This window comes from Pseudomonas halotolerans (genome assembly GCF_039581215.1).
GTDB lineage: Bacteria > Pseudomonadota > Gammaproteobacteria > Pseudomonadales > Pseudomonadaceae > Aquipseudomonas > Aquipseudomonas tehranensis.
In genome coordinates, this window is sequence record NZ_JBCNTJ010000001.1 from 283,720 (window position 1) to 306,261 (window position 22,542).

The 22,542-nt window shown below is 61.4% G+C and carries 19 protein-coding genes and 1 pseudogene; 12 read left to right on the plus strand and 8 right to left on the minus strand.

Annotated elements, in window-relative coordinates; all coding sequences use genetic code 11:
• Positions 1 to 99: 99 nt before the first annotated feature.
• From AAIS01_RS01405 to secA, 4 genes are all read right to left on the minus strand, one after another.
• A complete protein-coding gene (locus AAIS01_RS01405) occupies positions 100 to 1,044 on the minus strand; it encodes a Nudix family hydrolase (protein WP_343467478.1) in 945 nt (314 codons plus the stop codon).
• The gene (locus AAIS01_RS01410) at positions 1,041 to 1,673 is read right to left on the minus strand and encodes a glutathione S-transferase family protein (RefSeq protein WP_343467479.1); all 633 of its coding nucleotides are present in this window, start codon (positions 1,671 to 1,673) and stop codon (positions 1,041 to 1,043) included. Before AAIS01_RS01410 ends, AAIS01_RS01405 begins: the two co-directional genes overlap by 4 nt.
• Before the next feature lie 141 nt (positions 1,674 to 1,814).
• On the minus strand, positions 1,815 to 3,032 hold the full coding sequence (gene argJ / locus AAIS01_RS01415; RefSeq protein WP_343467480.1) for a bifunctional glutamate N-acetyltransferase/amino-acid acetyltransferase ArgJ: 1,218 nt from the start codon (positions 3,030 to 3,032) through the stop codon (positions 1,815 to 1,817).
• Positions 3,033 to 3,154: 122 nt separating this feature from the next.
• On the minus strand, positions 3,155 to 5,890 hold the full coding sequence (secA, locus tag AAIS01_RS01420) for a preprotein translocase subunit SecA (RefSeq protein ID WP_343467481.1): 2,736 nt from the start codon (positions 5,888 to 5,890) through the stop codon (positions 3,155 to 3,157).
• A gap of 306 nt (positions 5,891 to 6,196) precedes the next feature.
• Between secA and AAIS01_RS01425 the strand changes: the two genes are divergently transcribed.
• On the plus strand, positions 6,197 to 6,652 hold the full coding sequence (locus AAIS01_RS01425) for a DUF721 domain-containing protein (RefSeq protein WP_047227086.1): 456 nt from the start codon (positions 6,197 to 6,199) through the stop codon (positions 6,650 to 6,652).
• 155 nt (positions 6,653 to 6,807) lie between these two features.
• On the opposite strand, the gene AAIS01_RS01430 is transcribed toward AAIS01_RS01425, so the two are convergent.
• Positions 6,808 to 8,295 carry a helicase HerA-like domain-containing protein gene (locus tag AAIS01_RS01430; protein ID WP_343467482.1) on the minus strand — a complete coding sequence of 496 codons (1,488 nt, stop codon included), beginning with the start codon at positions 8,293 to 8,295 and terminating at the stop codon, positions 6,808 to 6,810.
• A 189-nt stretch (positions 8,296 to 8,484) separates the two neighbouring features.
• On the opposite strand from AAIS01_RS01430, the pseudogene AAIS01_RS25610 reads away from it, so the two are divergent.
• The 5 genes and pseudogenes from AAIS01_RS25610 to gpgF form a co-directional block, all read left to right on the plus strand.
• A pseudogene (locus tag AAIS01_RS25610) lies at positions 8,485 to 9,516 on the plus strand (HAMP domain-containing protein); the annotation flags it as partial.
• Between the two features lie 93 nt (positions 9,517 to 9,609).
• Positions 9,610 to 10,374, plus strand: a complete 765-nt coding sequence (locus AAIS01_RS25615) for a methyl-accepting chemotaxis protein (protein WP_370695207.1) — start codon at positions 9,610 to 9,612, stop codon at positions 10,372 to 10,374.
• Positions 10,375 to 10,569: 195 nt separating this feature from the next.
• On the plus strand, positions 10,570 to 11,691 hold the full coding sequence (gene gpgS, locus AAIS01_RS01440) for an N-acetylglucosaminyl phosphatidylglycerol synthase (protein WP_092457584.1): 1,122 nt from the start codon (positions 10,570 to 10,572) through the stop codon (positions 11,689 to 11,691).
• Positions 11,684 to 12,478 (plus strand): N-acetylglucosaminyl phosphatidylglycerol deacetylase, encoded by a 795-nt coding sequence (gene gpgD / locus AAIS01_RS01445; protein ID WP_343467616.1) that lies wholly within the window; start codon positions 11,684 to 11,686, stop codon positions 12,476 to 12,478. Before gpgS ends, gpgD begins: the two co-directional genes overlap by 8 nt.
• Entirely contained in the window at positions 12,475 to 13,470 is a 996-nt protein-coding gene (gene gpgF, locus AAIS01_RS01450) for a glucosaminyl phosphatidylglycerol flippase (protein ID WP_343467484.1), read from the plus strand. Before gpgD ends, gpgF begins: the two co-directional genes overlap by 4 nt.
• 111 nt (positions 13,471 to 13,581) lie before the next feature.
• Here gpgF and AAIS01_RS01455 read toward each other — a convergent pair whose 3' ends face one another.
• Both AAIS01_RS01455 and purU read right to left on the minus strand, forming a co-directional pair.
• A complete protein-coding gene (locus AAIS01_RS01455; RefSeq protein ID WP_343467485.1) occupies positions 13,582 to 13,752 on the minus strand; it encodes a hypothetical protein in 171 nt (56 codons plus the stop codon).
• 58 nt (positions 13,753 to 13,810) lie between these two features.
• Positions 13,811 to 14,659 (minus strand): formyltetrahydrofolate deformylase, encoded by an 849-nt coding sequence (gene purU, locus AAIS01_RS01460; protein WP_343467486.1) that lies wholly within the window; start codon positions 14,657 to 14,659, stop codon positions 13,811 to 13,813.
• 307 nt (positions 14,660 to 14,966) lie between these two features.
• Here purU and mvaT point away from each other — a divergent pair, with 307 nt between their 5' ends.
• Positions 14,967 to 15,344 carry a histone-like nucleoid-structuring protein MvaT gene (mvaT, locus tag AAIS01_RS01465; RefSeq protein WP_305388381.1) on the plus strand — a complete coding sequence of 126 codons (378 nt, stop codon included), beginning with the start codon at positions 14,967 to 14,969 and terminating at the stop codon, positions 15,342 to 15,344.
• Between the two features lie 94 nt (positions 15,345 to 15,438).
• On the opposite strand, the gene sbcB is transcribed toward mvaT, so the two are convergent.
• Positions 15,439 to 16,866 (minus strand): exodeoxyribonuclease I, encoded by a 1,428-nt coding sequence (sbcB, locus tag AAIS01_RS01470; protein WP_343467487.1) that lies wholly within the window; start codon positions 16,864 to 16,866, stop codon positions 15,439 to 15,441.
• Positions 16,867 to 17,100: 234 nt separating this feature from the next.
• Here sbcB and AAIS01_RS01475 point away from each other — a divergent pair, with 234 nt between their 5' ends.
• From AAIS01_RS01475 to AAIS01_RS01495, 5 genes are read left to right on the plus strand one after another with little or no spacing between them, the layout of a single operon-like run.
• Positions 17,101 to 17,826 carry an RDD family protein gene (locus tag AAIS01_RS01475; protein ID WP_343467488.1) on the plus strand — a complete coding sequence of 242 codons (726 nt, stop codon included), beginning with the start codon at positions 17,101 to 17,103 and terminating at the stop codon, positions 17,824 to 17,826.
• Complete coding sequence (locus AAIS01_RS01480) at positions 17,823 to 18,797, plus strand: stage II sporulation protein M (protein WP_343467489.1); 975 nt, start codon at positions 17,823 to 17,825, stop codon at positions 18,795 to 18,797. Before AAIS01_RS01475 ends, AAIS01_RS01480 begins: the two co-directional genes overlap by 4 nt.
• Complete coding sequence (locus tag AAIS01_RS01485; RefSeq protein WP_343467490.1) at positions 18,784 to 20,322, plus strand: DUF4129 domain-containing protein; 1,539 nt, start codon at positions 18,784 to 18,786, stop codon at positions 20,320 to 20,322. The genes AAIS01_RS01480 and AAIS01_RS01485 overlap by 14 nt, the downstream gene beginning before the upstream one ends.
• Positions 20,319 to 21,482, plus strand: coding sequence for a DUF4350 domain-containing protein (locus AAIS01_RS01490; protein WP_343467491.1), 1,164 nt, complete (start codon positions 20,319 to 20,321; stop codon positions 21,480 to 21,482). The genes AAIS01_RS01485 and AAIS01_RS01490 overlap by 4 nt, the downstream gene beginning before the upstream one ends.
• Entirely contained in the window at positions 21,479 to 22,483 is a 1,005-nt protein-coding gene (locus AAIS01_RS01495) for an AAA family ATPase (RefSeq protein ID WP_343467492.1), read from the plus strand. The genes AAIS01_RS01490 and AAIS01_RS01495 overlap by 4 nt, the downstream gene beginning before the upstream one ends.
• Positions 22,484 to 22,542 lie beyond the last annotated feature (59 nt).

Genomic DNA, 22,542 nt, shown 5'->3' on the forward strand with positions numbered 1-22,542 from the left:
CTCCCACAGGGATTTCTGCCAGGCACAGAATGTGTGTCCATCGCAGATTCCCTGTGGGGGCGGGCTTGCTCGCGAAGGGGCCGGCAGCCCCCCACACAATCAAGCCTCAGGCCAAAACGCTCGAATCCCCGCCACGCCCTGCGCGCCCGCTGCCCAGGCTTGCTGCCGTTCGTCAGGCCCGACCCCACCCAACAGATACACCGGCCGGTTAAAGCCCTCAATCAATCGCGAAGCCTCTTCCCACCCCAGCGGTGGGGCCTCGGGATGGGTCTGGGTCGGTTGTACCGGCGAGAGCGTGACGAAATCCACGTCCATCTGCTGCGCCAGGGACAACTCTTCGGCGTTGTGGCAGGACGCCGCCAACCAACGGTCCTTACCAAAAGGTCGACCGGCCGCCGCATGCTTGCGCAATTGCGCGGAGGTAATGTGCCAACCGGCGGAAGGGAAATCCCCCAGCCATTCGAAGGGCCCCTTGAGCATCAACTGAGCCTTGCCGGCGCACAAACCTGCCGCGTCCACCGCCAGATCGCGGTATTGCGGGTCGTAGCCGTTGGGGGCGCGCAACTGGACCAGTTTGATCCCGCCGGCGATCGCCTTTTGCATGCCGCGCAGCAAGCTGGGGGTTTCGAGGCCTTCAGGGGTGATCAGGTATTCGCCCGGCAAACGGGCCGCGGCGACGATCGGTTGGTTGGCCGCCGGAAACGCGTAGTTCGGCAGGTCACGGGCCGTTACCCAGGCCAACGGTTGCCCTTCGGCACCGTGGGGCTCGCCGGTGAACGCCGAGACTTCCCAGACATCCAGCAACACCTGTTTGTCCGGATAATCATGGCGCACCTTGATCAGCGGCCGGGCGGTGTCGACCACAATCCCCAGCTCCTCATGAAGCTCTCGGGCCAGGGCGGTTTCGACGGACTCATCCGCCTCGACCTTGCCACCGGGGAACTCCCAAAGGCCGCCCTGGTGCTGAGTGTCGGCCCGTCGGGCGATCAGGATTTTGCCGGCAGCGTCACGAATGACCGCCGCCGCTACATGAACTCGTTTCACCGCGCTGTTTCCTCCAGGCCGGCCTGTTGCCACGCCTTGAACGCCGGCCATTGATAGATAGTTTCGACATAGGCCGCATCGACCTCGGGCAACGCCACCTGATAGGTGCGCAAGCGCACGGCCACCGGGGCGAAGAACACGTCGGCCAGGCTCAAGCGGCCAAACAGGTAGGGACCGGTTTCAGTCGCCGCGGCACGGCATTCGGCCCACAGCGCCAGCATCCGCTGGATTTCCGTCAGGACCTCCGCGGGCATAGGCGCCAGCGGCGCATCGCGGGTCAGGTCAAATGGCATGTGGCTACGGATGGCAAAAAAACCGCTGTGCATTTGTGCGCAGGCCGAACGTGCTTGAGCCCGGGCCGCTACGTCCCTGGGCCAGAGGCCGGCGTCTGGAAACTGCTCAGCCAGGTATTCGGCAATCGCCAGGGAGTCGGCGATCACACCGAAGTCGGTCTTGAGCAACGGGACCTTGGCGGTGGCTGAATACTTGAGCAGTTTCTCACGGGTGTCGGGTTGGTCGAGCCTGACCAGCTCCTCGGTGTACTTCGCGCCGGTCAACGCCAGGGCCAGCGCGCCGCGCAGGGACCAGGAGGAGAGGTGTTTGTCGCCGATGATCAGGTGCAGGCTCATGTGGATTCCTTTCTTGTGGTTTTGAGTGTCTGTACTGGCGCCTTCGCGAGCAAGCCCGCTCCCACACTGGATCTGCGGCGTTCACAGAACCCCTGTGGGAGCGGGCTTGCTCGCGATAGGAGCGACTCGATCCCGAATGTATTAAGTCCGATACTCAGCGTTGATCTTCACATACTCGTGGGACAGGTCGGTCGTCCAGATCGTTTCGCTGCAATCACCACGTCCCAGCTCGATACGAATGGTGATTTCTTCCTGTTGCATCACCGCCGCGCCTTGGGCTTCGGTGTAGGTGGCGGCGCGTGCGCCCTGGCTGGCGATGCAGACGTCACCGAGGAACACGTCGATCTTGCTCACGTCCAGTTCCGGCACACCGGCACGGCCGACGGCGGCCAGGATCCGGCCCCAGTTCGGGTCGGAGGCAAACAGTGCGGTCTTGATCAGGGGCGAATGCGCCACGGTGTAGCCGACGTCCAGGCATTCCTGATGATTGCCGCCACCGTTGACCTGCACGGTCACGAACTTGGTCGCGCCTTCGCCGTCACGGACGATGGCCTGGGCCACCTCCATGCACACTTCGAACACGGCCTGCTTGAGGGCGGCGAACAGCGCACCGCTGGCTTCGGTGATTTCCGGCAGGTCGGCCTTGCCGGTGGCGATGAGCATGCAGCAGTCGTTGGTGGAGGTGTCGCCGTCGATGGTAATGCGGTTGAACGACTTGTTGGCGCCGTCGAGCATGAGGTCTTGCAGCACTTGCCGGGAGACTTTGGCGTCGGTGGCGATGTAGCCAAGCATGGTCGCCATGTTCGGGCGGATCATGCCGGCGCCTTTGCTGATGCCAGTGACGGTGACCGTCACGCCATCGTGCTGGAACTGACGACTGGCCCCCTTGGGCAGCGTGTCGGTGGTCATGATGCCGGTAGCGGCAGCGGCCCAGTTGTTTTCCGACAGGTCATCCAGAGCGGCCTGCAACGCGCCTTCGATCTTCTCGACCGGCAACGGTTCGCCGATCACACCGGTGGAGTACGGCAGCACCTGGCTGGCGTCGACGCCGGTCAGCTCGGCCAGTTTGGCGCAAGTACGCTCGGCGGCGGCCAGGCCTGGGGCACCGGTGCCGGCGTTGGCGTTTCCGGTGTTGGTCAGCAGGTAACGCACCGGCCCCTGGACCCGTTGCTTGGCCAGGATGACGGGGGCTGCGCAAAAGGCGTTGAGGGTAAACACGCCGGCCACCGTCGAACCTTCAGCGCAACGCATGACCACGACATCCTTGCGCCCTGGGCGCTTGATGCCCGCCGAGGCGATACCGAGTTCAAAACCGGCAACCGGGTGCAACGTTGGCAACGGACCAAGACCAACAGCCATGAATGCGCTCCTAAGTAGATAAATCGACACCGCCCTAATCAAGACGGTGAATCAAAATGGCAAAACGCCGCGACGGCTGAAAGCCGGTCGCGGCGCGGGTCGTTCAGCGTTTGAAACGGGTGTTACTGAATCTGCCCGTGACAATGCTTGTATTTCTTGCCCGAACCGCAATAGCACAGCTCGTTGCGGCCCAGCTTCTGCTCGTTACGTACCGGCGCGGTCGCCAAGGCAACATCTACCTCGGCGCCCTCCTCCTGGGCAACTTCCAGGCCTGGGGCCGGGGCGTGCTCAAACTGCATGCGCGCGGCCAGGGCTTCGGCTTCCTGACGCAGACGGGCTTCTTCTTCGACCGGGTCTTCGCGGCGAACCTGAACGTGGGACAGCACGCGGATCGAGTCGCGCTTGATCGAATCCAACAGCTCGGAGAACAGCGTGAAGGACTCGCGCTTGTACTCCTGCTTGGGGTTCTTCTGGGCATAACCACGCAGGTGGATACCGTGGCGCAAGTGATCCATGGTCGACAGGTGGTCTTTCCACAGGTCGTCCAGCACCCGCAGCACGATCTGCTTCTCGAAGGAGCGCAGCGCTTCTTCGCCGGCCTGGTCTTCTTTCTCGTTGTACGCAGCGATCAGTTCGGCCAGCAGCTTCTCGCGCAGGGTTTCTTCGTACAGGTGATCGTCTTCGTCCAGCCATTGCTGGATCGGCAACGCCACACCGAAGTCGCTCTGCAAAGCGGCTTCCAGACCGGCGACATCCCACTGCTCAGGCAGCGACTGCGGCGGAATGTGGGCGCTGATGGTTGCGTTGAGCACGTCCTGGCGGAAATCGGCGATGGTTTCGCCAATGTTGTCGGCGGCCAACAAACTGTTACGCATGTGATAAATCACTTTACGCTGTTCGTTGTTGACGTCGTCGAACTCCAGCAATTGCTTGCGGATATCGAAGTTGCGGCCCTCGACCTTGCGCTGGGCTTTCTCGATGGCGTTGGTCACCATCCGGTGTTCAATCGCTTCGCCGGGCTGCATGCCCAGGGCCTTCATGAAGTTTTTCACCCGATCAGAGGCGAAGATGCGCATCAGGCTGTCTTCCAACGACAGATAGAAGCGGCTGGAACCGGCATCGCCCTGGCGACCGGCACGGCCACGCAACTGGTTGTCGATACGACGCGATTCGTGACGCTCGGAAGCGATCACCTGCAAACCACCGGACTCGAGCACCTGCTGATGACGCTTCTGCCAGTCGGCCTTGATCTGCGCGATCTGCTCGGGCGTCGGGTTTTCCAGGGAGGCGACTTCCACTTCCCAGTTGCCGCCCAACAGGATGTCGGTACCACGACCGGCCATGTTGGTGGCAATGGTCAGGGCACCCGGACGACCGGCCTGGGCGATGATCTCGGCTTCTTTTTCGTGGAACTTGGCGTTGAGGACCTTGTGCTCGATACCTTCCTTGGTGAGCAGTGCGGACATGTGCTCGGAGGTTTCGATCGTAGCGGTACCCACCAGGATAGGACGGCCCTGGGCCATGCATTCCTTGATGTCGGCGATGATCGCCGCGTATTTCTCATCGGCGGTGAGGAACACCAGGTCGTTGTAGTCTTTACGGGCCAGCGGCTTGTTAGGCGGGATCACCATCACTTGCAGGCCGTAGATCTGATGGAATTCGAACGCTTCGGTGTCGGCGGTACCGGTCATGCCGGACAGCTTGTTATACAGACGGAAGTAGTTCTGGAAGGTGGTCGAGGCCAGGGTCTGGCTCTCGGCCTGGATGTTCAGACCTTCCTTGGCTTCGATAGCCTGGTGCAGGCCTTCGGACAGACGACGGCCCGGCATGGTCCGGCCGGTATGTTCATCCACCAGCACGACCTGGCCGTCCTGGACGATGTACTCGACATTGCGATGGAACAGCTTGTGCGCACGCAGGCCGGCATAGACGTGGGTCAACAGACCCAGATTATGGGCCGAGTACAGGCTCTCGCCCTCGGCCAGCAGGCCGACGCGGGTGAGCATTTCCTCGATGAACTGGTGACCGGCTTCGTTGAGCTCGACCTGGCGGGTCTTCTCGTCGACCGTGTAATGGCCGGCCTTGGTCACTTCACCCTCGACTTCTTCGACGTGAAGTTCCAGCTGCGGGATCAGCTTGTTGATCTCGATGTACAGCTTGGAACTGTCCTCGGCCTGACCGGAAATGATCAGCGGGGTACGGGCTTCGTCGATGAGAATGGAGTCGACTTCGTCGATCACGGCAAAGTTGAGTTCGCGCTGGAATTTTTCATCCAGACTGAACGCCATGTTGTCGCGCAGGTAGTCGAAACCGAATTCGTTGTTGGTGCCGTAGGTGATGTCCGAAGCGTAGGCGGCGCGTTTTTCTTCCGGCGGCTGGAACGGCGTGACCACGCCGACCGTCAGGCCAAGGAATTCATACAGCGGGCGCATCCAGTTGGCATCACGGCGGGCCAGGTAGTCGTTGACCGTCACCACATGCACGCCCTTGCCGGACAGTGCGTTGAGGTATACCGCCAGTGTCGCCACCAGGGTCTTGCCCTCACCCGTACGCATTTCAGCGATCTTGCCTTCGTGCAAGGTCATGCCGCCGATCAACTGAACGTCGAAGTGACGCATGCCCATCACCCGCTTGCCGGCTTCACGAGCAACCGCAAAGGCTTCGGGCAGGAGCTGGTCAAGGGTTTCACCCTTGGCGATGCGGTCCTTGAATTCGGCAGTCTTGGCGCGTAACTGATCGTCCGAAAGGGCCACCATTTGCTCTTCGAAGGCATTGACGATCTGTACCGTCTTGAGCATGCGTTTGACTTCACGCTCGTTCTTGCTTCCAAAAAGTTTCTTTAACAAAGGCGCAAACATATCGGCAGGATCTTCCACACTAAAGGGATGGAGGGCGGCCCCGTGAGTCGCCCGTGCAGCCCTCATGGCCGCATGCGAACGAGCATTCTACCCGGAAACGATGGTGAGGAAAGTGGCGTTATTCCACGATGCTGGCACAGCGCTGTGACGGGGCCTCCCTAAAATAAGGGCTTTTACGGGAACTTCAACCCACAAACGCAGAAGTTATTCATCAATTGCGCGGCTAAGGCCGCCCTTGGCGAGCGGTCGCGGCGCACCCGGCGCTTTCTGCTACCATGGCGCCTCTGTCACTTGCGGTATTCGTTCATGGCCTTTCGCCCTCTTCCAGCCAAGGTTCCCGCCGTTCTGCTGCGCGAAGCCAAACCGCTGAAAGCCATCTTCGGCCACGCCAAACGACTGGGTCACTTGCAGCGCCTGCTGGACAGCCAATTACAGCCCGCCGCTCGCGAGCACTGCCACGTAGCCTCCTGGCGCGAAGGCAGCCTGCTGCTGATCGTCACGGATGGCCACTGGGCCACGCGCTTGCGCTATCAGCAAAAGCGCCTGCTGAGGCAATTGCAGGCGTTCGAGGAGTTTGCCGGCCTGACGCGGATTCTGTTCAAGGTACAACCGCCCACCGTGCAAGTCGCCGTCAAAGGGCACACGCTGGACTTGTCCACCGATGCAGCCGCTACCATCCAGGCCACGGCGGATGGCATCACCGACCCCAACCTGCGGGCGGCGCTGGAGCGGCTGGCGGCGCATGCGCGGCCCAAGGATTGAATCTGAATATCTCTGTTGGATGATAGATCGCCTTCGCGAGCAAGCCCGCTCCCACAATGGATACGCGGCGGACACAAAATATGTGTTTAGCGCGATACCACTGTGGGAGCGGGCTTGCTCGCGAAGGCAGCGACTCGGTCTTGAGCCCTTACCCACTACCGGCGCTTTTTGCTCCCCAGCAACGACCCCATCAACCCACGCACCAACTGCCGGCCCAACTGATTGGCCGCCTGGCGCATCGCCGATTTCAATGCCTGGCCGGCCGCCGTACCGAGAAATTCCCCGGCCTTGTCGGTGAAGCTCGGCTCTTGAGCGGTCGCCTGGCCCTGAGCCTCTTCGGCTTGCGGCTCCAAGCCCTTGCGGCCCATCAGCACTTCATAGGCCGACTCGCGATCAATGGGTTTGTCATAACGCCCCTGCAACGGCGAATCGGCAATCAGCCCGGCACGTTCGGCTTCGGTCAACGGCCCGATCCGCGACTGGGGCGGCGCCACCAGCACGCGCTGGACCATCTGCGGCGTACCCTTTTCCTGCAGGGTGCCGACCAAGGCTTCACCAATACCCAGCTCGGTCAGCACCGTCAGGGCATCGAATTGCGGGTTGGGCCGGAAACCCTCCGCCACCGCCCGCAGGGATTTCTGCTCCTTGGTGGTAAAGGCCCGCAGGCCGTGCTGGATGCGCAGGCCCAACTGCGCGAGCACGTCGTCCGGCAAGTCTCCTGGCGACTGGGTCACGAAATACACCCCCACGCCTTTGGAGCGAATCAGCCGCACGACCTGTTCCAACCGTTCTTGCAACGCCTTGGGGGTATCGGCAAAGAGCAGATGGGCCTCATCGAAGAACAGTGCCAGCAGCGGTTTGTCCGCGTCGCCGCGCTCGGGCAATTGCTCGAACAACTCGGCCAGCAGCCAGAGCAGGAACGTGGCATAGACTTTCGGCGCTTCATGCACCAGACGGCTGGCGTCCAGCAAATGGATGCGGCCGCGGCCGTCACTGGCCGGTTGCAGAATGTCTTCCAACTGCAAGGCCGGCTCACCGAACAACGCATCCGCGCCTTGTTGCTCCAATGTGGCCAAGCGCCGCAGCAAAGCCTGGCTTGAGCCGGTGGTCATCAAAGCGGCGTCGTCCCCCAACAACTCGGGGTTGTCCCTGAGGTGGTTGAGCAGCGCCTTCAAGTCCTTGAGATCCAGCAGCAACAGGCCTTCGCGGTCGGCGACCTTGAAGGCCGCGTACAGCGCCGATTGCTGACTGTCCGTAAGCTCCAGCAGGCTGCCAAGCAACAGCGGGCCCATTTCACTCAGGGTGGTGCGCAGCGGATGACCGGATTTGCCATGAATGTCCCACAGGGTCACCGGATACGCCTGGGGGGTGTGGCCAAGCCAGGGCATGCCAGCGATACGCTCGGCGACCTTGCCCTGGGGATTGCCGGCGGCACCGAGGCCGCACAGGTCACCCTTGATGTCTGCGGCGAATACCGCAACGCCGGCATCACTGAACGTCTCGGCCAGGCGTTGCAAGGTGACGGTCTTGCCGGTGCCGGTGGCGCCCGCCACCAGACCATGACGGTTGGCCAGACGCATGGCCTGGGCGATGGGTTGGCCGGCAAGGTCGGCGCCAATAACAAGTTGCGATGAGTCAGGCATTTCGTCACCTGTGATTAATCCATGGCCTTGCGCGGCCGATATATAAAGCGACAGACCCTACTGAAAACAAGGTCGGATAATTCCCTAAGGAGAGAAGGAAATATCAGCTTTTTTTCACTATGAAGCCATTTTTGCGCGCTTGTATATAAGCACGCTTAGCGTATCAAGACCTTAGCGGACCCCCGAGCCATGAATAAAAACCTGCGCTTTAGCCACAAAATTCTAATAGCCGCCGCGCTCATCGTGATTGCAGCCTTCGCTTCCTTCACGACCTACAACGATTACCTGCAACGCAACGCCATCCGTGATGACCTGGACAGCTACCTGCATGAAATGGGTGCCGTCACGGCGAGCAACATTCAGACCTGGCTGTCCGGCCGCATCCTGCTTATCGAGAACCTGGCCCAGAACATCGCCGTCACCCCGGACCCGGCCAGCGTCACTCACCTGCTGGAGCAGAAAGCGCTGACCTCGACCTTCATGGCGTCCTACCTTGGCGATGCCCAGGGCAGTTTCATCATTCGTCCGGACGCGAAGATGCCTGACGGTTTCGATCCACGCGTACGCCCTTGGTACAAAGGTGCACAAAGCAGCAGCACCTCGACCCTGACCGAACCCTACATTGACGCGGCCAGCGGCGGGCTGATCATTTCCATCGCCAGCGCCTCGAAAAACGCCACGCAGAACGTCGGTGTGGTGGGCGGCGACCTGAGCCTGCAAACCATCGTGGATAACCTCAAGACCGTGAATTTCGACGGCATGGGGTATGCCTACCTGATCAGCGCCGACGGCAAGATCCTGGTCCACCCGGATAAAGCCCTGGTCATGAAAACCCTGGCCGAAGCCTACCCGACGAACACCCCGAAGATCAGCGACCAAGTCAGCGAAGTCGAGGTCGATGGCCACACGCGCATCGTGACCTTCACGCCGATCAAAGGCCTGCCCTCGGTGAACTGGTACGTCGGCGTGTCGGTGGACAAAGCCAAGGCCTACTCGATGCTCAGCGATTTCCGCACCTCGGCCGTCGTGGCGACGGTCATCGCGGTGGCGTTCATCATCGCGCTGTTGAGCATGTTGATCCGCTTGCTGATCCAGCCGTTGCATGTAATGACTCGCGCGATGGAAGACATCGCCGATGGCGACGGCGACCTGACCAAACGCCTGACGGTCCAGAATCAGGACGAATTCGGCATCCTGGGCACGGCGTTCAACCGCTTCGTGGAACGTATCCATCATTCGATCCGCGAAGTGTCTTCCGCCACCGAACACGTCAACGAAGTTGCCTTGCGGGTGGTGAGCGCGTCGAACTCCTCGATGGTCAATTCCGACGAGCAGGCCAGTCGCACCAACAGCGTTGCCGCGGCCATCAATCAATTGGGCGCCGCTGCTCAGGAAATCGCCCGCAACGCAGCGCAAGCCTCCCATCAGGCCAGCGACGCCCGTGGCCTGGCCGAAGACGGCCAACAGGTAGTGGATCGCAGCATTGCCGCGATGAATCGCTTGTCCGACTTGCTGAGCGCCTCGAGCAGCAACGTTGAATCGCTGAACAGCAAAACCGTGAACATTGGCCAGATCCTGGAAGTGATCACCAGTATTTCCCAGCAAACCAACCTGCTGGCCCTCAATGCCGCGATCGAGGCGGCCCGGGCCGGTGAGGCCGGGCGCGGGTTTGCCGTGGTGGCCGATGAAGTGCGCAACCTGGCCCACCGCACCCAGGAATCGGCACAACAGGTGCAGACCATGATTGAGGAATTGCAGGTTGGCGCCCGGGATTCGGTCACGACCATGAACGACAGCCAGCGCCACAGCCAGGAAAGCGTGGAAATCGCTAACCTGGCCGGTGAGCGTCTGAACAGCGTGACCCAGCGCATCGGCGAAATCGATGGCATGAACCAGTCAGTGGCCACCGCCACCGAGGAGCAGACGGCCGTGGTGGAATCCATCAACGTGGACATCACCGAGATCAACACGCTGAATCAGGAAGGCGTGGAGAACCTGCAATCGACATTGCGAGCCTGTTCAGACCTTGAGCAGCAGGCGGCGCGGTTGAAGCAACTGGTGGGCAGTTTCCGCATCTGAGGCCTGGACTGACGCCATCGCGAGCAGGCTCGCTCCCTCATTGGTTTTGTTTACATAGATCCACTGTGGGAGCGAGCCTGCTCGCGATGGGGCTCTCTCAAACAACACACTGCTGACAGACATCCCGCCGCCCACAACCCCAACCGAACATCTATTCTTACTAAAGGTCAACAAAGGAGACTACAGACCGGAGGGATGTTCATCGTGCACATAGCGGACATAACCATGTTCTACGCCCCCGCCAGCGGCGGTGTGCGCACTTATCTGGATGCCAAGCACCGGCGCCTGAGTGATCGGCCCGCCATTCGCCACAGTCTGTTGATCCCCGGCGCGCATTTGAGCGAGCACGACGGGATCTATCAGGTGCCGGCCCCCGCGCTGCCTTTCGGCAAGGGCTATCGCTTCCCGCTTCGCCTGGCGCCTTGGCGCAATGTCCTGCGTGATTTACAACCAGACCTGATTGAAGTCGGTGATCCCTACCTGACCGCATGGGCCGCCCTGGACGCCCGGCGTCAGCTCGATGTGCCCGTGATCGGTTTCTATCACTCCGACCTGCCGCTGCTGGTCAGCAACCGCATGGGCAACTGGTTCACACCCAACATCGAAGCCTATGTCAGCAAGTTGTACGGCAATTTCGACCGGGTCCTGGCGCCGAGCCAGGTCATGGCCGACAAGTTGACCGGGCTGGGGGTCAAGAATGTCTACGTGCAGCCTTTGGGCGTGGATCTGCAAACCTTCAACCCCGCCGCCCGCGACCCGGAACTGCGAGCCGAACTGGGAATCGCCGAAGACACGCGCCTGCTGATTTTCGCCGGTCGCGGTTCCAGGGAAAAAAACCTGCCAGTGCTGCTCAAGTGCATGAAACGCCTGGGCGAGCGGTATCACCTGCTGCTGGTGGGTTCGTCCATGCCCGCCGTGGTCCCGGACAACGTTACGGTGGTCGATGAGTTCTGTCCGGCGCCGCAAGTCGCCCGGCTGATGGCCAGCGCCGATGCCCTGGTGCATGCCGGCGACCAGGAAACCTTCGGCCTGGTAATCCTTGAAGCCATGGCCAGCGGCATCCCCGTGGTGGCGGTGGCGGCCGGGGCCTTCACCGAAATCGTCCACGAAGACTGCGGCCTGCTGTGCACGCCCGACAATCCTCAGGCCATGGCCAACGCCGTGCGGCAGCTGTTTGCCGAAGGCTGCCAGCGACGCGGTGTGCTGGCGCGCCAGCATGTGGAGCGCCACTACGCCTGGGACTCGGTGGTCAACAGCCTGTTGGGGCACTACTACAGCGTCCTGGGTGAACAACTGCCCCTGCTGGCCAATGGTTGAGGTGACGTCCGTGTCGATCAATCACTCGCCCAGTCTGCTGCTGGTGCTGCATGACGTGGCGCCGCAAACCTGGCCTGACTACCAGCCCTTTGTCGAAGCGGTCGACGCCCTTGGCCACGTGCCAATGACCTGGCTGGTGGTGCCGGACTTTCACCACACCAACGCGCTGGAGCATCACCCAGGCTTTCGGCGCCTGCTCGACGGTAGGGTCGAGCGCGGCGACGAGTTGGTGCTGCACGGCTACTACCATTGCGACGACGGTCCGCCGGCGACGCATCCCAAGGACTGGTTCATGCGCCGGGTGTATACCCACGAAGGCGAGTTCTACAGCCTCTCTGAAGAGGCCGCCCTCGCCCGCCTGCGCGCCGGTGTCGAAACCTTCCAGCGCTACCAGTGGCCGCTGGAAGGTTTCGTCGCGCCGGCCTGGCTCATGAGCGAAGGCACGCGCCAGGCACTGCGCCAGTTGCCACTGAGTTACACCAGCGATCCCCAGCACCTCTATCGCTTGCCGGACTTCACCCCGCTCGATGCCCCGGGGTTGGTCTGGAGCGCCCGTAGCGCCTGGCGCCGTGGCCTTTCCAAAGTCATCAATGATCAACGGCAACAGCGCTGGCGCCAGGCGCCGGTCATTCGCCTCGGCCTGCATCCCGTCGACATGCGTCACGACTTTTCCCGGAATTATTGGTTGCGCACCCTCGAACGCCTGCTCAACGAAGGCCGCGAGCCGTTGACCAAGGTCCAATGGCTGATGACCACCCAAGGCCTGCGGGCCCGCGACGCCGCATGAAACGGCTGATCTGGCTGAGCGCCGCCTTGCTCATGGCGTTACTGGTGCCGTGGCTGATGGGTGGCGGGGAGATGTGGTCGCGGGTGCAGCGCTTTCCATTGTCACTGCTGCTGACCATGCTCGGCATGATTGTGCTTTGCTGGGGCCTGAACTCCATGCGTCTGCGTTTGCTGCTGGGTGAACACCGCGGGCGCGTCGGCAGGCTGAATAGCATTGGCGTCGTCATGTCCACCGAGTTCGCCATGTGTGCCACGCCCGGCGGCAGTGGCGGGCCGCTGACGCTGATGGCATTGCTGGCGCGTAATGGCGTGCGTCCGGCCCATGGCAGCGCGGTGTTTGCCATGGATCAGTTGAGCGATCTGCTGTTTTTCCTCTGTGCCTTGGTCGGCATCCTGTTTTATGCCCTGTTCCAGAACCTCAGCCAGAGCATCGAATGGATGCTGGCATTGAGTGCCATCTCATTGTTTGGCGGACTGTTCGGCTGCGTGCTGGTGGCCCGCTACCACCGCAAACTGATTCTGCTGGGCGCTCGGTTATTGCGACATCTGCGGGTAAAGACCACCACTCGCCAACGTTGGGGACGCAAGATCCTGCACTTTCTGGCGGCATTTACCGACACCCTGAAATTGCCCCGTCAGACCCTGTTTCAGGTCTTCGCCCTGACGTGCCTTCACTGGGCGCTGCGCTACAGCGTGTTGTATCTGGCGTTGAGAGGACTGGGGGCGGATTTGCAGTGGGCCTGGAGTTTCCTGATCCAGATGCTCTCCTTGAGCGCGGGGCAGTTCAGCCTGCTGCCCGGCGGCGCCGGGGCGGCAGAGTTGACCTCGGCGGCCCTGCTGGCGCCCATGGTGGGCACATCCACGGCGGCAGCGGCGATTCTGATCTGGCGGGCGGTAACCTATTACTTTTATCTGGTCGCCGGTGGACCGGTGTTCTTTTTGATGGTCGGGCGACCCTTGATCAAGAAGCTGATCAAGCTCAAGCAAGCCTGACGCCCCTCCACAAATCACCGCTTCGCGTTTTTGTAGGAGCTGGCGAAGCCTGCGATCTCTTGGCGTTTTCAGCGAGGCTGAAGATCAAAAGATCGCAGGCTTCGCCAGCGCCTACGGGGGATCGGATTCGTCCTCGGGATGCGTTTGTTTCCACAATTGCGCGGCGTCGGGAAACTCTGTGCCATTTTCCGGGCTCAACGCCTCAGGATCGTAACGGCTCAGGCAACCCTCACCCAGAGTGGCCGGCGCTCGGGAGGTGGCTTTGTCCAACGGATCGGTCATGGCGAACCTCATGAAAAAAGGGCCTGGTGATCACTCGCCCAGGCCCTTTGCAGTGTAGTCAGAACACCACGGTCTTGTTGCCGTGCACCAGCACCCGGTCTTCCAGGTGATAACGCAAGCCCCGCGCCAGTACCATTTTCTCCACGTCACGGCCGAAACGCACCATGTCTTCGATGCTGTCGCTGTGGCTGACGCGGACTACGTCCTGCTCGATGATCGGCCCCGCGTCCAGCTCCTCGGTCACGTAATGACAGGTGGCGCCGATCAGCTTCACGCCCCGCATCGAAGCCTGGTGATAAGGCTTGGCACCGACGAACGAGGGCAGGAAACTGTGGTGGATATTGATGACCTTGTGCGCGTATTCGCTGCACAGGGCGGGTGGCAGGATCTGCATGTAGCGGGCCAGCACCACCACCTCGGCCTCGTGCTGCTTGACCAGCCGCGACACTTCGGCAAACGCCGGCTGCTTGTCCTGCGGGTCGACCGGGACGTGGTAATACGGGATACCGTGCCACTCCACCATGCTGCGCAAGGCGTCATGGTTGGAGATGACACAAGCAATGTCGCAATCGAGCTCATCGCTGTGCCAGCGGTGCAGCAAATCGGCCAGACAGTGAGACTCTTTGCTGGCCATCAGCACCACGCGTTTTTTCTGCGCGGTATCGGTGATGCGCCAGTCCATTGAAAACGCTTCGGCAATCGGTGCGAACGCTTCGCGAAAGGCTTCGATGCCGAAGGGCAGCGAGTCAGCACGAATCTCGTGACGCATGAAGAACCAGCCACTGTGAGTGTCCGAGTGATGGCTCGCTTCAGTGATCCAACCATTATGGGACGCCAGAAAATTACTGACTTTAGCAACGATGCCGACGCGGTCCGGGCAAGCGATCACCAGCCGAAAAGTGCGCATGAGGGGAACTCCAGAACTTCACAAAGGCGGCCATTCTAGCCATTGCGCGGCAAAACTGCAGTATCGATGACACGCCGCGTACATTTGTGTGCCCCGCCAGCAATGGGGGCGGACCTTTGGCAACACGCTATATTTGTGAGCAGATGTGAAGATTGTGTTTTCAGTATTTAACTGCAACGCCATTTTTTTTGAGGGCCGCACTAATTAATTAAATAAAACACCGGCTAAATGTTTACTTGATGAAACTGTCTGATTACTATTACCCCACTGTCTCCTTGTCACCCGTGTCCTACATAAGGTAGTCCTCATGTCCTTGATCAATGAATACCGCAGCACCGAAGAAGCAATCAAAGAACTGCAAGAACGCCTGAAAGCCCTGTCCAAAGACGACAAGCTGCAGAAAGAACTGGAATTCGAAGGCAAACTGCGCACGCTGATGGGCGAATACCAAAAATCGCTGCGTGACATCATTGCGATGCTGGATCCAGAAGCCAAATCGGGCAAAGCAACCCGTGGCGCGGTAAAAACTACCGGCACCAAACGCGCTCGCAAAGTTAAGCAATACAAAAACCCGCACAACGGCGAAGTCATCGAAACCAAAGGTGGCAACCACAAGACCCTGAAAGAGTGGAAAGCCAAGTGGGGCGGTGACGTGGTTGAAGGCTGGGCAACCCTGCTGGGCTAAGCCTCACCGGTTCGCGCCGCTTTATGCGAACAAGAATAACGCCAGCGATTGCTGGCGTTTTTTTATGCCTGTGATTTGCCCACTTCATCACTACTCAAAGGCTTAAACGTTTACGCAGTTGCTGGCTGTAGCCCTGCCACTCTACAAGCACCTCGCGCTGCAATGGCGTAGAAACGGCCATCCACTCCACCATCGCCTCATCAAAACTTTGCAAGGTATTAGGTGCGCCCCATTCCGGGGAGGACAAACGTTGCTGACAGAAAAGTCTCCAGCGCTCCTGCTCTTCGCGGGTCAACGTGTCCGGGAAGTTGCGCGCACGATATCGGAACAATAACTCCGGCAAACGCTCATCATCAAAAGGCCAGTGCCCTGAAGCCAACTGAGCAGGGTCAGCCATGCGGACTTGCTCGCATAATCGACGATCGCGGTCGCCGATGAAGCCTGCGTATAACTGTTGCTCGGGATCCTCACTGGCCGTGAAATCCTCGCGGCCATAAATAGCCTGAAGTTTGTCCTGCCAAACTTGTTGTGCGTCAGTTAGCCGCAGCGCACGCTGCTGGTAAACGTCCATGTCCAGTTGCAGTCGCTGCTGGTCCTCGGCACGCAGCACCGAGAGCGGCGCGACCACCGGGCACTTGTTGATGTGAATGAGTTTGAGAGGCACCGGTAACTCGCCTTCGAGCAGTTCTTCACGGCGGGTATACAAACGTTGCCGCAGGGATTCGGCATCGTGGTCCAGCAAACCCAGCGGGTCCAGGTGCAAGTCGCAGACAATCAGGGCATTGCGATTTTTCGGGTGCCAGGCCAATGGCAAAACTACCCCGATATAGTTTCGCGCAGCCGAGAAGCGCCCGGAAATATGCACCATCGGCTGCAACAGGCGGATCTGGTCCATGACTTTCTGTTTGCTGCGCAACTGGAACAGCCAGTCGTAGAGCCTGGGCTGCTTCTGGCGGATCAGACGGGCCAGGGCGATCGTCGCGCGCACGTCCGATAACGCATCGTGTGCCTGCCCGTGGTCGATACCATTGGCGGCGGTCAGGCGCTCGAGCTTGAGCGTGACGCGGCCCTCCTCTTGCGGCCAGACAATGCCTTCGGGGCGTAGCGCATACGCGGCGCGCACCAGGTCGATCAGGTCCCAGCGGCTATTACCACCCTGCCATTCCCGCGCGTACGGATCGAAAAAATTCCGGTAGAGGCTGTAGCGGGTCATTTCATCGTCGAAGCGCAGGGTGTTGTAACCGGCGCCACAGGTGCCGGGCGCGGCCAGTTGTCCGTGGATACGGGTCATGAAGTCGGCTTCACTCAAGCCGTTGTCGGCCAGGCATTGCGGGGTAATGCCGGTGATCGCACAAGCCGCCGGATGGGGCAGGATGTCATCGCTGGGCCGGCAATACAGATTCACCGGCTCATCGATTTCATTGAGTTCGAAATCGGTACGGATCCCCGCCACCTGCAAGGGTCGATCGCAACGCGGGTTGATGCCGGTGGTTTCGTAGTCGTACCAGAAGATGGAAGTCACGGGTTGTTCCTGGGTTGAAGACTGGCGAAGTCTAGGCCTTCGAGCCCACCTGCGGCCAGCGCTGCATAACTTTTGAAATCCAATGGCAGTTGAGGCGGACACCGGCGCCGTGAACACAGAATCCTGTTGCAAGCCATGAAATGACATACATAGTTATGTCGTTTGCCTGCACGAAGACTGCTAGCATCGGGACCGAGATTGAACGTTCGAACCGGCCCATCACTCAGGTTGCCCATGCTCGAGAAACCAGCACTGCAAAGGAACGCGACGCTGCCCCCGGCACTGGATACGCGCTATCAGGTTGAAACGCCCGAAGGCATCGACCTGCCCCTGCGCCCGGCGGGGTTGATGCCACGTGCACTGGCCTTTGCCATCGACCTGGGCATACGCGGGCTGGTCCTGGGGCTGGTGTTCATCATCCTGGCGTTTTTGGGTGAACTGGGCATTGGCCTGGGCTCCATCCTGCTGTTCGTCGTCAGCTGGTGGTACATGGTGCTGTTCGAAGTGCTGAACCAGGGGCGCTCCCCTGGCAAACAGATCATGGGGTTGCGAGTGGTGCAGGACGACGGCAGGCCCATCGGCTGGTCCGCCTCATTGATCCGCAACCTGCTGCGTTTTGTCGACATGCTGCCCTTCGGCTATACCTTCGGCGCAATCAGTTGCCTGCACCATCCAGCCTTCAAACGCCTGGGAGACCTGGCCGCCGGCACGCTGGTGGTGTATCGCGAGCAACCGGTCAAACGCCCTGCGCTGCCCCTGGCACAGCCGATACGGCCACCTTTTGCCCTGAGCCTGCACGAGCAACGCGCCGTGCTGGGTTTCGCAGAACGCCAGGCCGAACTGTCCGCAGCGAGGGTCAACGAACTGGCGACTATCCTGGCCGCGCCACTGAACGTCGAGGCCCCCAAAGCCGTGGCCGAACTCAATGGCATCGCCCGTGGCCTGCTGGGGCCGACATGAAACAAAGCCTGTTCGAAAGCCGCCACCAAGGGGAATGGGACCGCCTGTCCCGGCAGCTCGATCAACTGGAGCACAGTCGTAACGTGCCCCAAAGCAGTGACTTTCCTCCGGCCTACCGCCGGCTTTGTCATCATCTGGCGCTGGCCCAGGCGCGGGGTTACAGCAGCCTGCTGGTCGATACACTGCAACAGTTGGCACTGCGCGGCCACCAGCAACTCTATCGGGACCGCAGCCGGCCATCGACCAGCCTGTCGGCTTTCATCCTGGCCGGTTTCCCCCAACTCGTGCGGGAACAATGGCGTTTCGTGCTGGCCGCCGGGGTGATGTTCATGGGCAGCCTGAGCGGCATCGGGCTGCTGGTCTACCTGTTTCCGGAGCTGGTCTACAGCCTGTTGAGCGTCGAGGAAGTCAGCCAGATACGCGGCATGTACGACCCGGCCGCAGGGCACCTGGGGCGTTCGATCGAGCGGGCCGCCAGCGAGGACTGGGTCATGTTCGGCTACTACATCATGCACAACATCGGCATCGCCTTTCAGACGTTTGCCAGTGGCTTGATGTTTGGTCTGGGCAGCGCATTCTTCCTGTTTTTCAACGGCCTGACCATTGGTGCGGTGGCCGGGCACCTGACCCAGATCGGCTCAGGAGGGACGTTCTGGTCGTTCGTCATCGGCCACGGCGCCTTCGAGCTCACCGCCATCACGTTGGCCGGCGCCGCCGGCCTGCAACTGGGCTGGGCGTTGATCGCACCGGGTCGCCTCACCCGAGGCGAGGCCTTGCGCATCGCCGCCGGCAAAAGCGTGCTGATGGTCGGCGGCGTGATGCTGTTTCTGCTGATTGCCGCGTTCATCGAAGCGTACTGGTCCTCCAGCGCCGTGACAGTGGCCACCAAATACACGGTGGGCGCCTTGTTGTGGCTTTTGGTGATCAGTTATCTGGTGTTTGCCGGACGGGCCCACCATGCGTCTGAGTGATGCCACCGTGGTCATCCGCCCGCGCAGCACCTGGGAAGCCATGGACCTGGGCGTGCTGATGAGCCAGCAGCATCGACGTTTGCTGATGACCAGTTGGGCCGTCATCACACTGCCGGTGTTTGCGCTGTTGTCGCTGCTGCTGTGGGATTCACCTTCCCTGGCGATGTTCCTGTTCTGGTGGTTGAAACCGGCCTTTGACCGTTTGCCCCTGTACATTGTGTCCAAGGCGCTGTTTGGTGAAACACCGACGTTGAAACAGGCTTTGCGCCAGTGGCCCACATTGCTCAAGCCCCAGTTGCTGGCGAGCCTGACCTGGCGCCGGCTGAGCTTGAGTCGCAGCTTCCTGATGCCTGTGGTGCAACTTGAAGGACTCGACGGCGAGGCGCGCGAACAGCGCTTGCGGGTGCTGCTGCAACGCAACGGTGGCGCAGCGCAGTGGCTGACCGTGATCGGTGTGCACCTGGAAATCGCCTTGTGGTTCGGCCTCATGGCGCTGTTCTACCTGCTCGTGCCGCAACAGGTCGAACTGCAATGGAACTGGCAGACGCTGATCGCCGTCGCCGAGCACGACTGGTTGTGGCTCGAACACCTGATCAACCTGTTGTATCCCCTGCTGCTGATCGTTTGGGAGCCGGTGTATGTCGCCTGCGGCTTCAGCCTATACCTGAACCGGCGCACCCTACTCGAAGCCTGGGACATTGAACTGGTGTTCCGACGCCTGCGCCAACGCCTGAGCAGCACAGCCCCCGCGCTGATGCTGCTGGCACTGCTGCTGGTGCCGCTGGCACCGCCGGCCTGGGCCGCCGAAGCCAGCACCGCCCCCGACAGCCCGCGGCTGCTCAACCAACCCCTGACCAGCGAAGCGTCCAGAGACAGCATCAAGGCGATCCTCCAGGCCCCGCCGTTCAAGAACCCGGAAACGGTGACTCGATATCGCCTGGGTGAAGAAACGGCCGAATCACCCGAGACCAACGAAGCACCGGCCTGGCTCAAGGCATGGTTCAAATGGATCAGCGGCCAACGCTTCGACATCGCCGCCGCGCTGATCCAGATCGTACTGTGGGCGTGTCTGGTGGCGGCGATTGCCTGGCTGGCCTGGCGCTACCGGGAAAGGCTCAGGGCCTTGGTAAATCTGCGACCGACAAAACGCCCCCCTGCGGAACGACCGGTGCCGGCACAGATGTTCGGCCTGGATATCCGCGAAGAGAGCCTGCCGGACGACGTGGCTGCCAGCGTGGAACAACTATGGGCCACTGACCCCCGCCAGGCCCTGGGGCTACTGTACCGGGCCTTGCTCAGCCGGTTGCATCATGACTTTGCGATCCCCTTGAAACCGGCCGACACGGAAGGCCAAGTGCTGCAACGCGTCGAACAGCTTCAGCATGAACGCTTGCTGACGTTCAGCCAACACCTGACCCTGCACTGGCAAAACATTGCGTACGGCCATCGCCCGCCGCCGACACACCTGCAACAGCAGCTGTGCGATGACTGGCGCGGATTGTTCGGGCCGCAGGTGTCTCGATGAATCGCCGCACAGGGCTGGTGATCGGCGCTGGGCTGGCCGCACTGGTGTGCGCATTGGGCATCTACCTGTTCCTGAAGGCGGTGCCCTATGAGGAAACCATCGATCACGGCCCCTCCCCCGAGGCCCAGGCCAACCCCTACCTGGCCGCTGAACATTTCCTGCGCCAGCAGGGCATAAACGTTGAGCACGCCAATAATCTGGAGGACCTGCCCAACCTTGAGCCTCATCAGCGCAGCCTGTTGTTGCTGGGTGAACGCACCCACATGACCCCGCGGGAAGTCGATCAGTTGATGAACTGGGCCCAGGCCGGTGGACGCTTGCTGTTTGTCGCCGAGGCCCTGTGGGACAACAGCACCGCCAGCAGCGGCGACTTATTGCTGGACCGTGTGCGCCTGCGCCAATTCCTGAGCAAGGACCTCAAGGCGCCGGAGCCCGAACTCATCAAGGATCGCTACCCCAAGTTGACCAAGCTGTACCTGGAGGACGAAGAAGCGCCTGCGTATGTCGGCTTCGACACCGACTTCCACCTCGAAGACCCGCAGAACCTGGCCCAGGCCTGGGCCAACAGCGCGTTGGCGACCCACATGATGCAGCTCAACCACGGTCTGGGCTCGATCACGGTGCTCACCGACGCCGAGCTGTGGAAGAACGATAATATCGACCAATACGACAACGCCTGGCTGCTCTGGTATTTGAGCGCCGACACGAACGTCACGCTGCTGTACGACATCGACCACGACAACTTGCTGGCCCTGTTACTGCGCTATTTCCCCCAGGCCTTGGTGGCGCTGCTGGCCTTGATCGCCCTCTGGCTCTGGCGTTCGGCGGTGCGTCAGGGCCCGCTGCAACAACCGGCCCCCAAAGCGCGGCGTCAGTTGGAAGAGCACTTACAGGCCAGCGCCGCTTTTCATCTGCGCCACAATGGCCGTCAGCATCTGCTGCACAGCTTGCAACAGGACGTGCTGCGCCGGGCACGCCATCTGCATCCCGGTTTCGAACAACGGGCCGTGGCCGAACAGTGGCAAGTGCTCGCCCGCCTGACCCGCCAACCTACGCGGGCCATCAGCCAGGCCTTAAGCCCCCGGCCGCAACAGCGCCTGTCCAGCGCTGAGTTCTGCCGCCAGGTCGCCCATCTGCAAACCCTCAGGAATGCCTTATGACTGAACAGAACGAACCTGCCGGCGGCCAGACCCACGCCGCCCAACAGCGCCAGCGCGCCAGTCAACTGGCCCAGGCCATCCGCACCGAGCTGCACAAGGCGGTGGTCGGCCAGGCCGCGGTGATCGACGATGTGCTCACGGCCCTGATCGCCGGCGGGCACGTTTTGCTCGAAGGGGTTCCGGGGTTGGGCAAGACGCTGCTGGTGCGCGCCCTGGCCCGCTGTTTCGGCGGCGAATTCGCGCGCATCCAGTTCACCCCCGACCTGATGCCCAGCGACGTCACCGGGCACGCGGTGTACGACTTGCAAACCGAGCAATTCAAGCTGCGCAAGGGGCCGGTGTTTACCAACCTGCTGCTGGCCGACGAGATCAACCGCGCCCCGGCCAAGACCCAGGCCGCGCTGCTCGAAGCCATGCAGGAACGCCAGGTCACCCTCGAAGGCCGCGCCTTGCCCATCGCCCAACCGTTCATGGTGCTCGCCACCCAAAACCCCATCGAACAGGAAGGCACCTACCCGCTGCCGGAAGCCGAGCTCGACCGTTTCATGCTCAAAGTGCGCATGGATTACCCCGACGCCGACCAGGAAGTGAACATGGTCCGTCAGGTCAGCCGTTCGACCCGGGCCGACATGCTCGATGTACAACCGTTGCGCACAGTGTTGCAGGCCAAGGACGTGCAAGCGCTGCAACGCATCGCCAGTGAGCTGCCGATGGACGATCAGGTGCTCGACTACGCCGTGCGCCTGGCCCGCACCACCCGCAGTTGGCCGGGCCTGACCCTGGGCGCCGGACCGCGTGCCTCGATTGCCCTGGTGCGCTGCGCAAGAGCGCGAGCGTTGTTACGCGGCGGCGAGTTCGTGGTGCCGGATGACATCAAGGGCTGCGCCCTGGCCGTGCTGCGCCACCGGGTGCGGCTGGCGCCGGAGCTGGACATCGAAGGACTTTCGGTGGATCAGGTGCTGGGCCAACTGCTCGATCAAGTGCCGGCGCCGCGGTTGTGAGTACACATTTCATGATGGAGAAACTCATTGTGGCGAGGGGATTTATCCCCGCTGGGGCG

Excerpts from the sequence above, each read along its gene's own strand:
- AAIS01_RS01425 (WP_047227086.1), top strand. The coding sequence starts at position 6,197 with ATGGCCTTTCGCCCTCTTCCAGCCAAGGTTCCCGCCGTTCTGCTGCGC.
- AAIS01_RS25615 (WP_370695207.1), top strand. The coding sequence starts at position 9,610 with ATGGTCAATTCCGACGAGCAGGCCAGTCGCACCAACAGCGTTGCCGCG.
- AAIS01_RS01475 (WP_343467488.1), top strand. The coding sequence starts at position 17,101 with ATGCTCGAGAAACCAGCACTGCAAAGGAACGCGACGCTGCCCCCGGCA.
- AAIS01_RS01410 (WP_343467479.1), bottom strand. The coding sequence starts at position 1,673 with ATGAGCCTGCACCTGATCATCGGCGACAAACACCTCTCCTCCTGGTCC.
- AAIS01_RS01430 (WP_343467482.1), bottom strand. The coding sequence starts at position 8,295 with ATGCCTGACTCATCGCAACTTGTTATTGGCGCCGACCTTGCCGGCCAA.
- AAIS01_RS01490 (WP_343467491.1), top strand. The coding sequence starts at position 20,319 with ATGAATCGCCGCACAGGGCTGGTGATCGGCGCTGGGCTGGCCGCACTG.
- gpgS (WP_092457584.1), top strand. The coding sequence starts at position 10,570 with ATGTTCATCGTGCACATAGCGGACATAACCATGTTCTACGCCCCCGCC.
- gpgD (WP_343467616.1), top strand. The coding sequence starts at position 11,684 with ATGGTTGAGGTGACGTCCGTGTCGATCAATCACTCGCCCAGTCTGCTG.
- AAIS01_RS01485 (WP_343467490.1), top strand. The coding sequence starts at position 18,784 with ATGCGTCTGAGTGATGCCACCGTGGTCATCCGCCCGCGCAGCACCTGG.
- secA (WP_343467481.1), bottom strand. The coding sequence starts at position 5,890 with ATGTTTGCGCCTTTGTTAAAGAAACTTTTTGGAAGCAAGAACGAGCGT.
- AAIS01_RS01495 (WP_343467492.1), top strand. The coding sequence starts at position 21,479 with ATGACTGAACAGAACGAACCTGCCGGCGGCCAGACCCACGCCGCCCAA.
- mvaT (WP_305388381.1), top strand. The coding sequence starts at position 14,967 with ATGTCCTTGATCAATGAATACCGCAGCACCGAAGAAGCAATCAAAGAA.
- AAIS01_RS01455 (WP_343467485.1), bottom strand. The coding sequence starts at position 13,752 with ATGACCGATCCGTTGGACAAAGCCACCTCCCGAGCGCCGGCCACTCTG.
- gpgF (WP_343467484.1), top strand. The coding sequence starts at position 12,475 with ATGAAACGGCTGATCTGGCTGAGCGCCGCCTTGCTCATGGCGTTACTG.
- argJ (WP_343467480.1), bottom strand. The coding sequence starts at position 3,032 with ATGGCTGTTGGTCTTGGTCCGTTGCCAACGTTGCACCCGGTTGCCGGT.
- purU (WP_343467486.1), bottom strand. The coding sequence starts at position 14,659 with ATGCGCACTTTTCGGCTGGTGATCGCTTGCCCGGACCGCGTCGGCATC.
- AAIS01_RS01480 (WP_343467489.1), top strand. The coding sequence starts at position 17,823 with ATGAAACAAAGCCTGTTCGAAAGCCGCCACCAAGGGGAATGGGACCGC.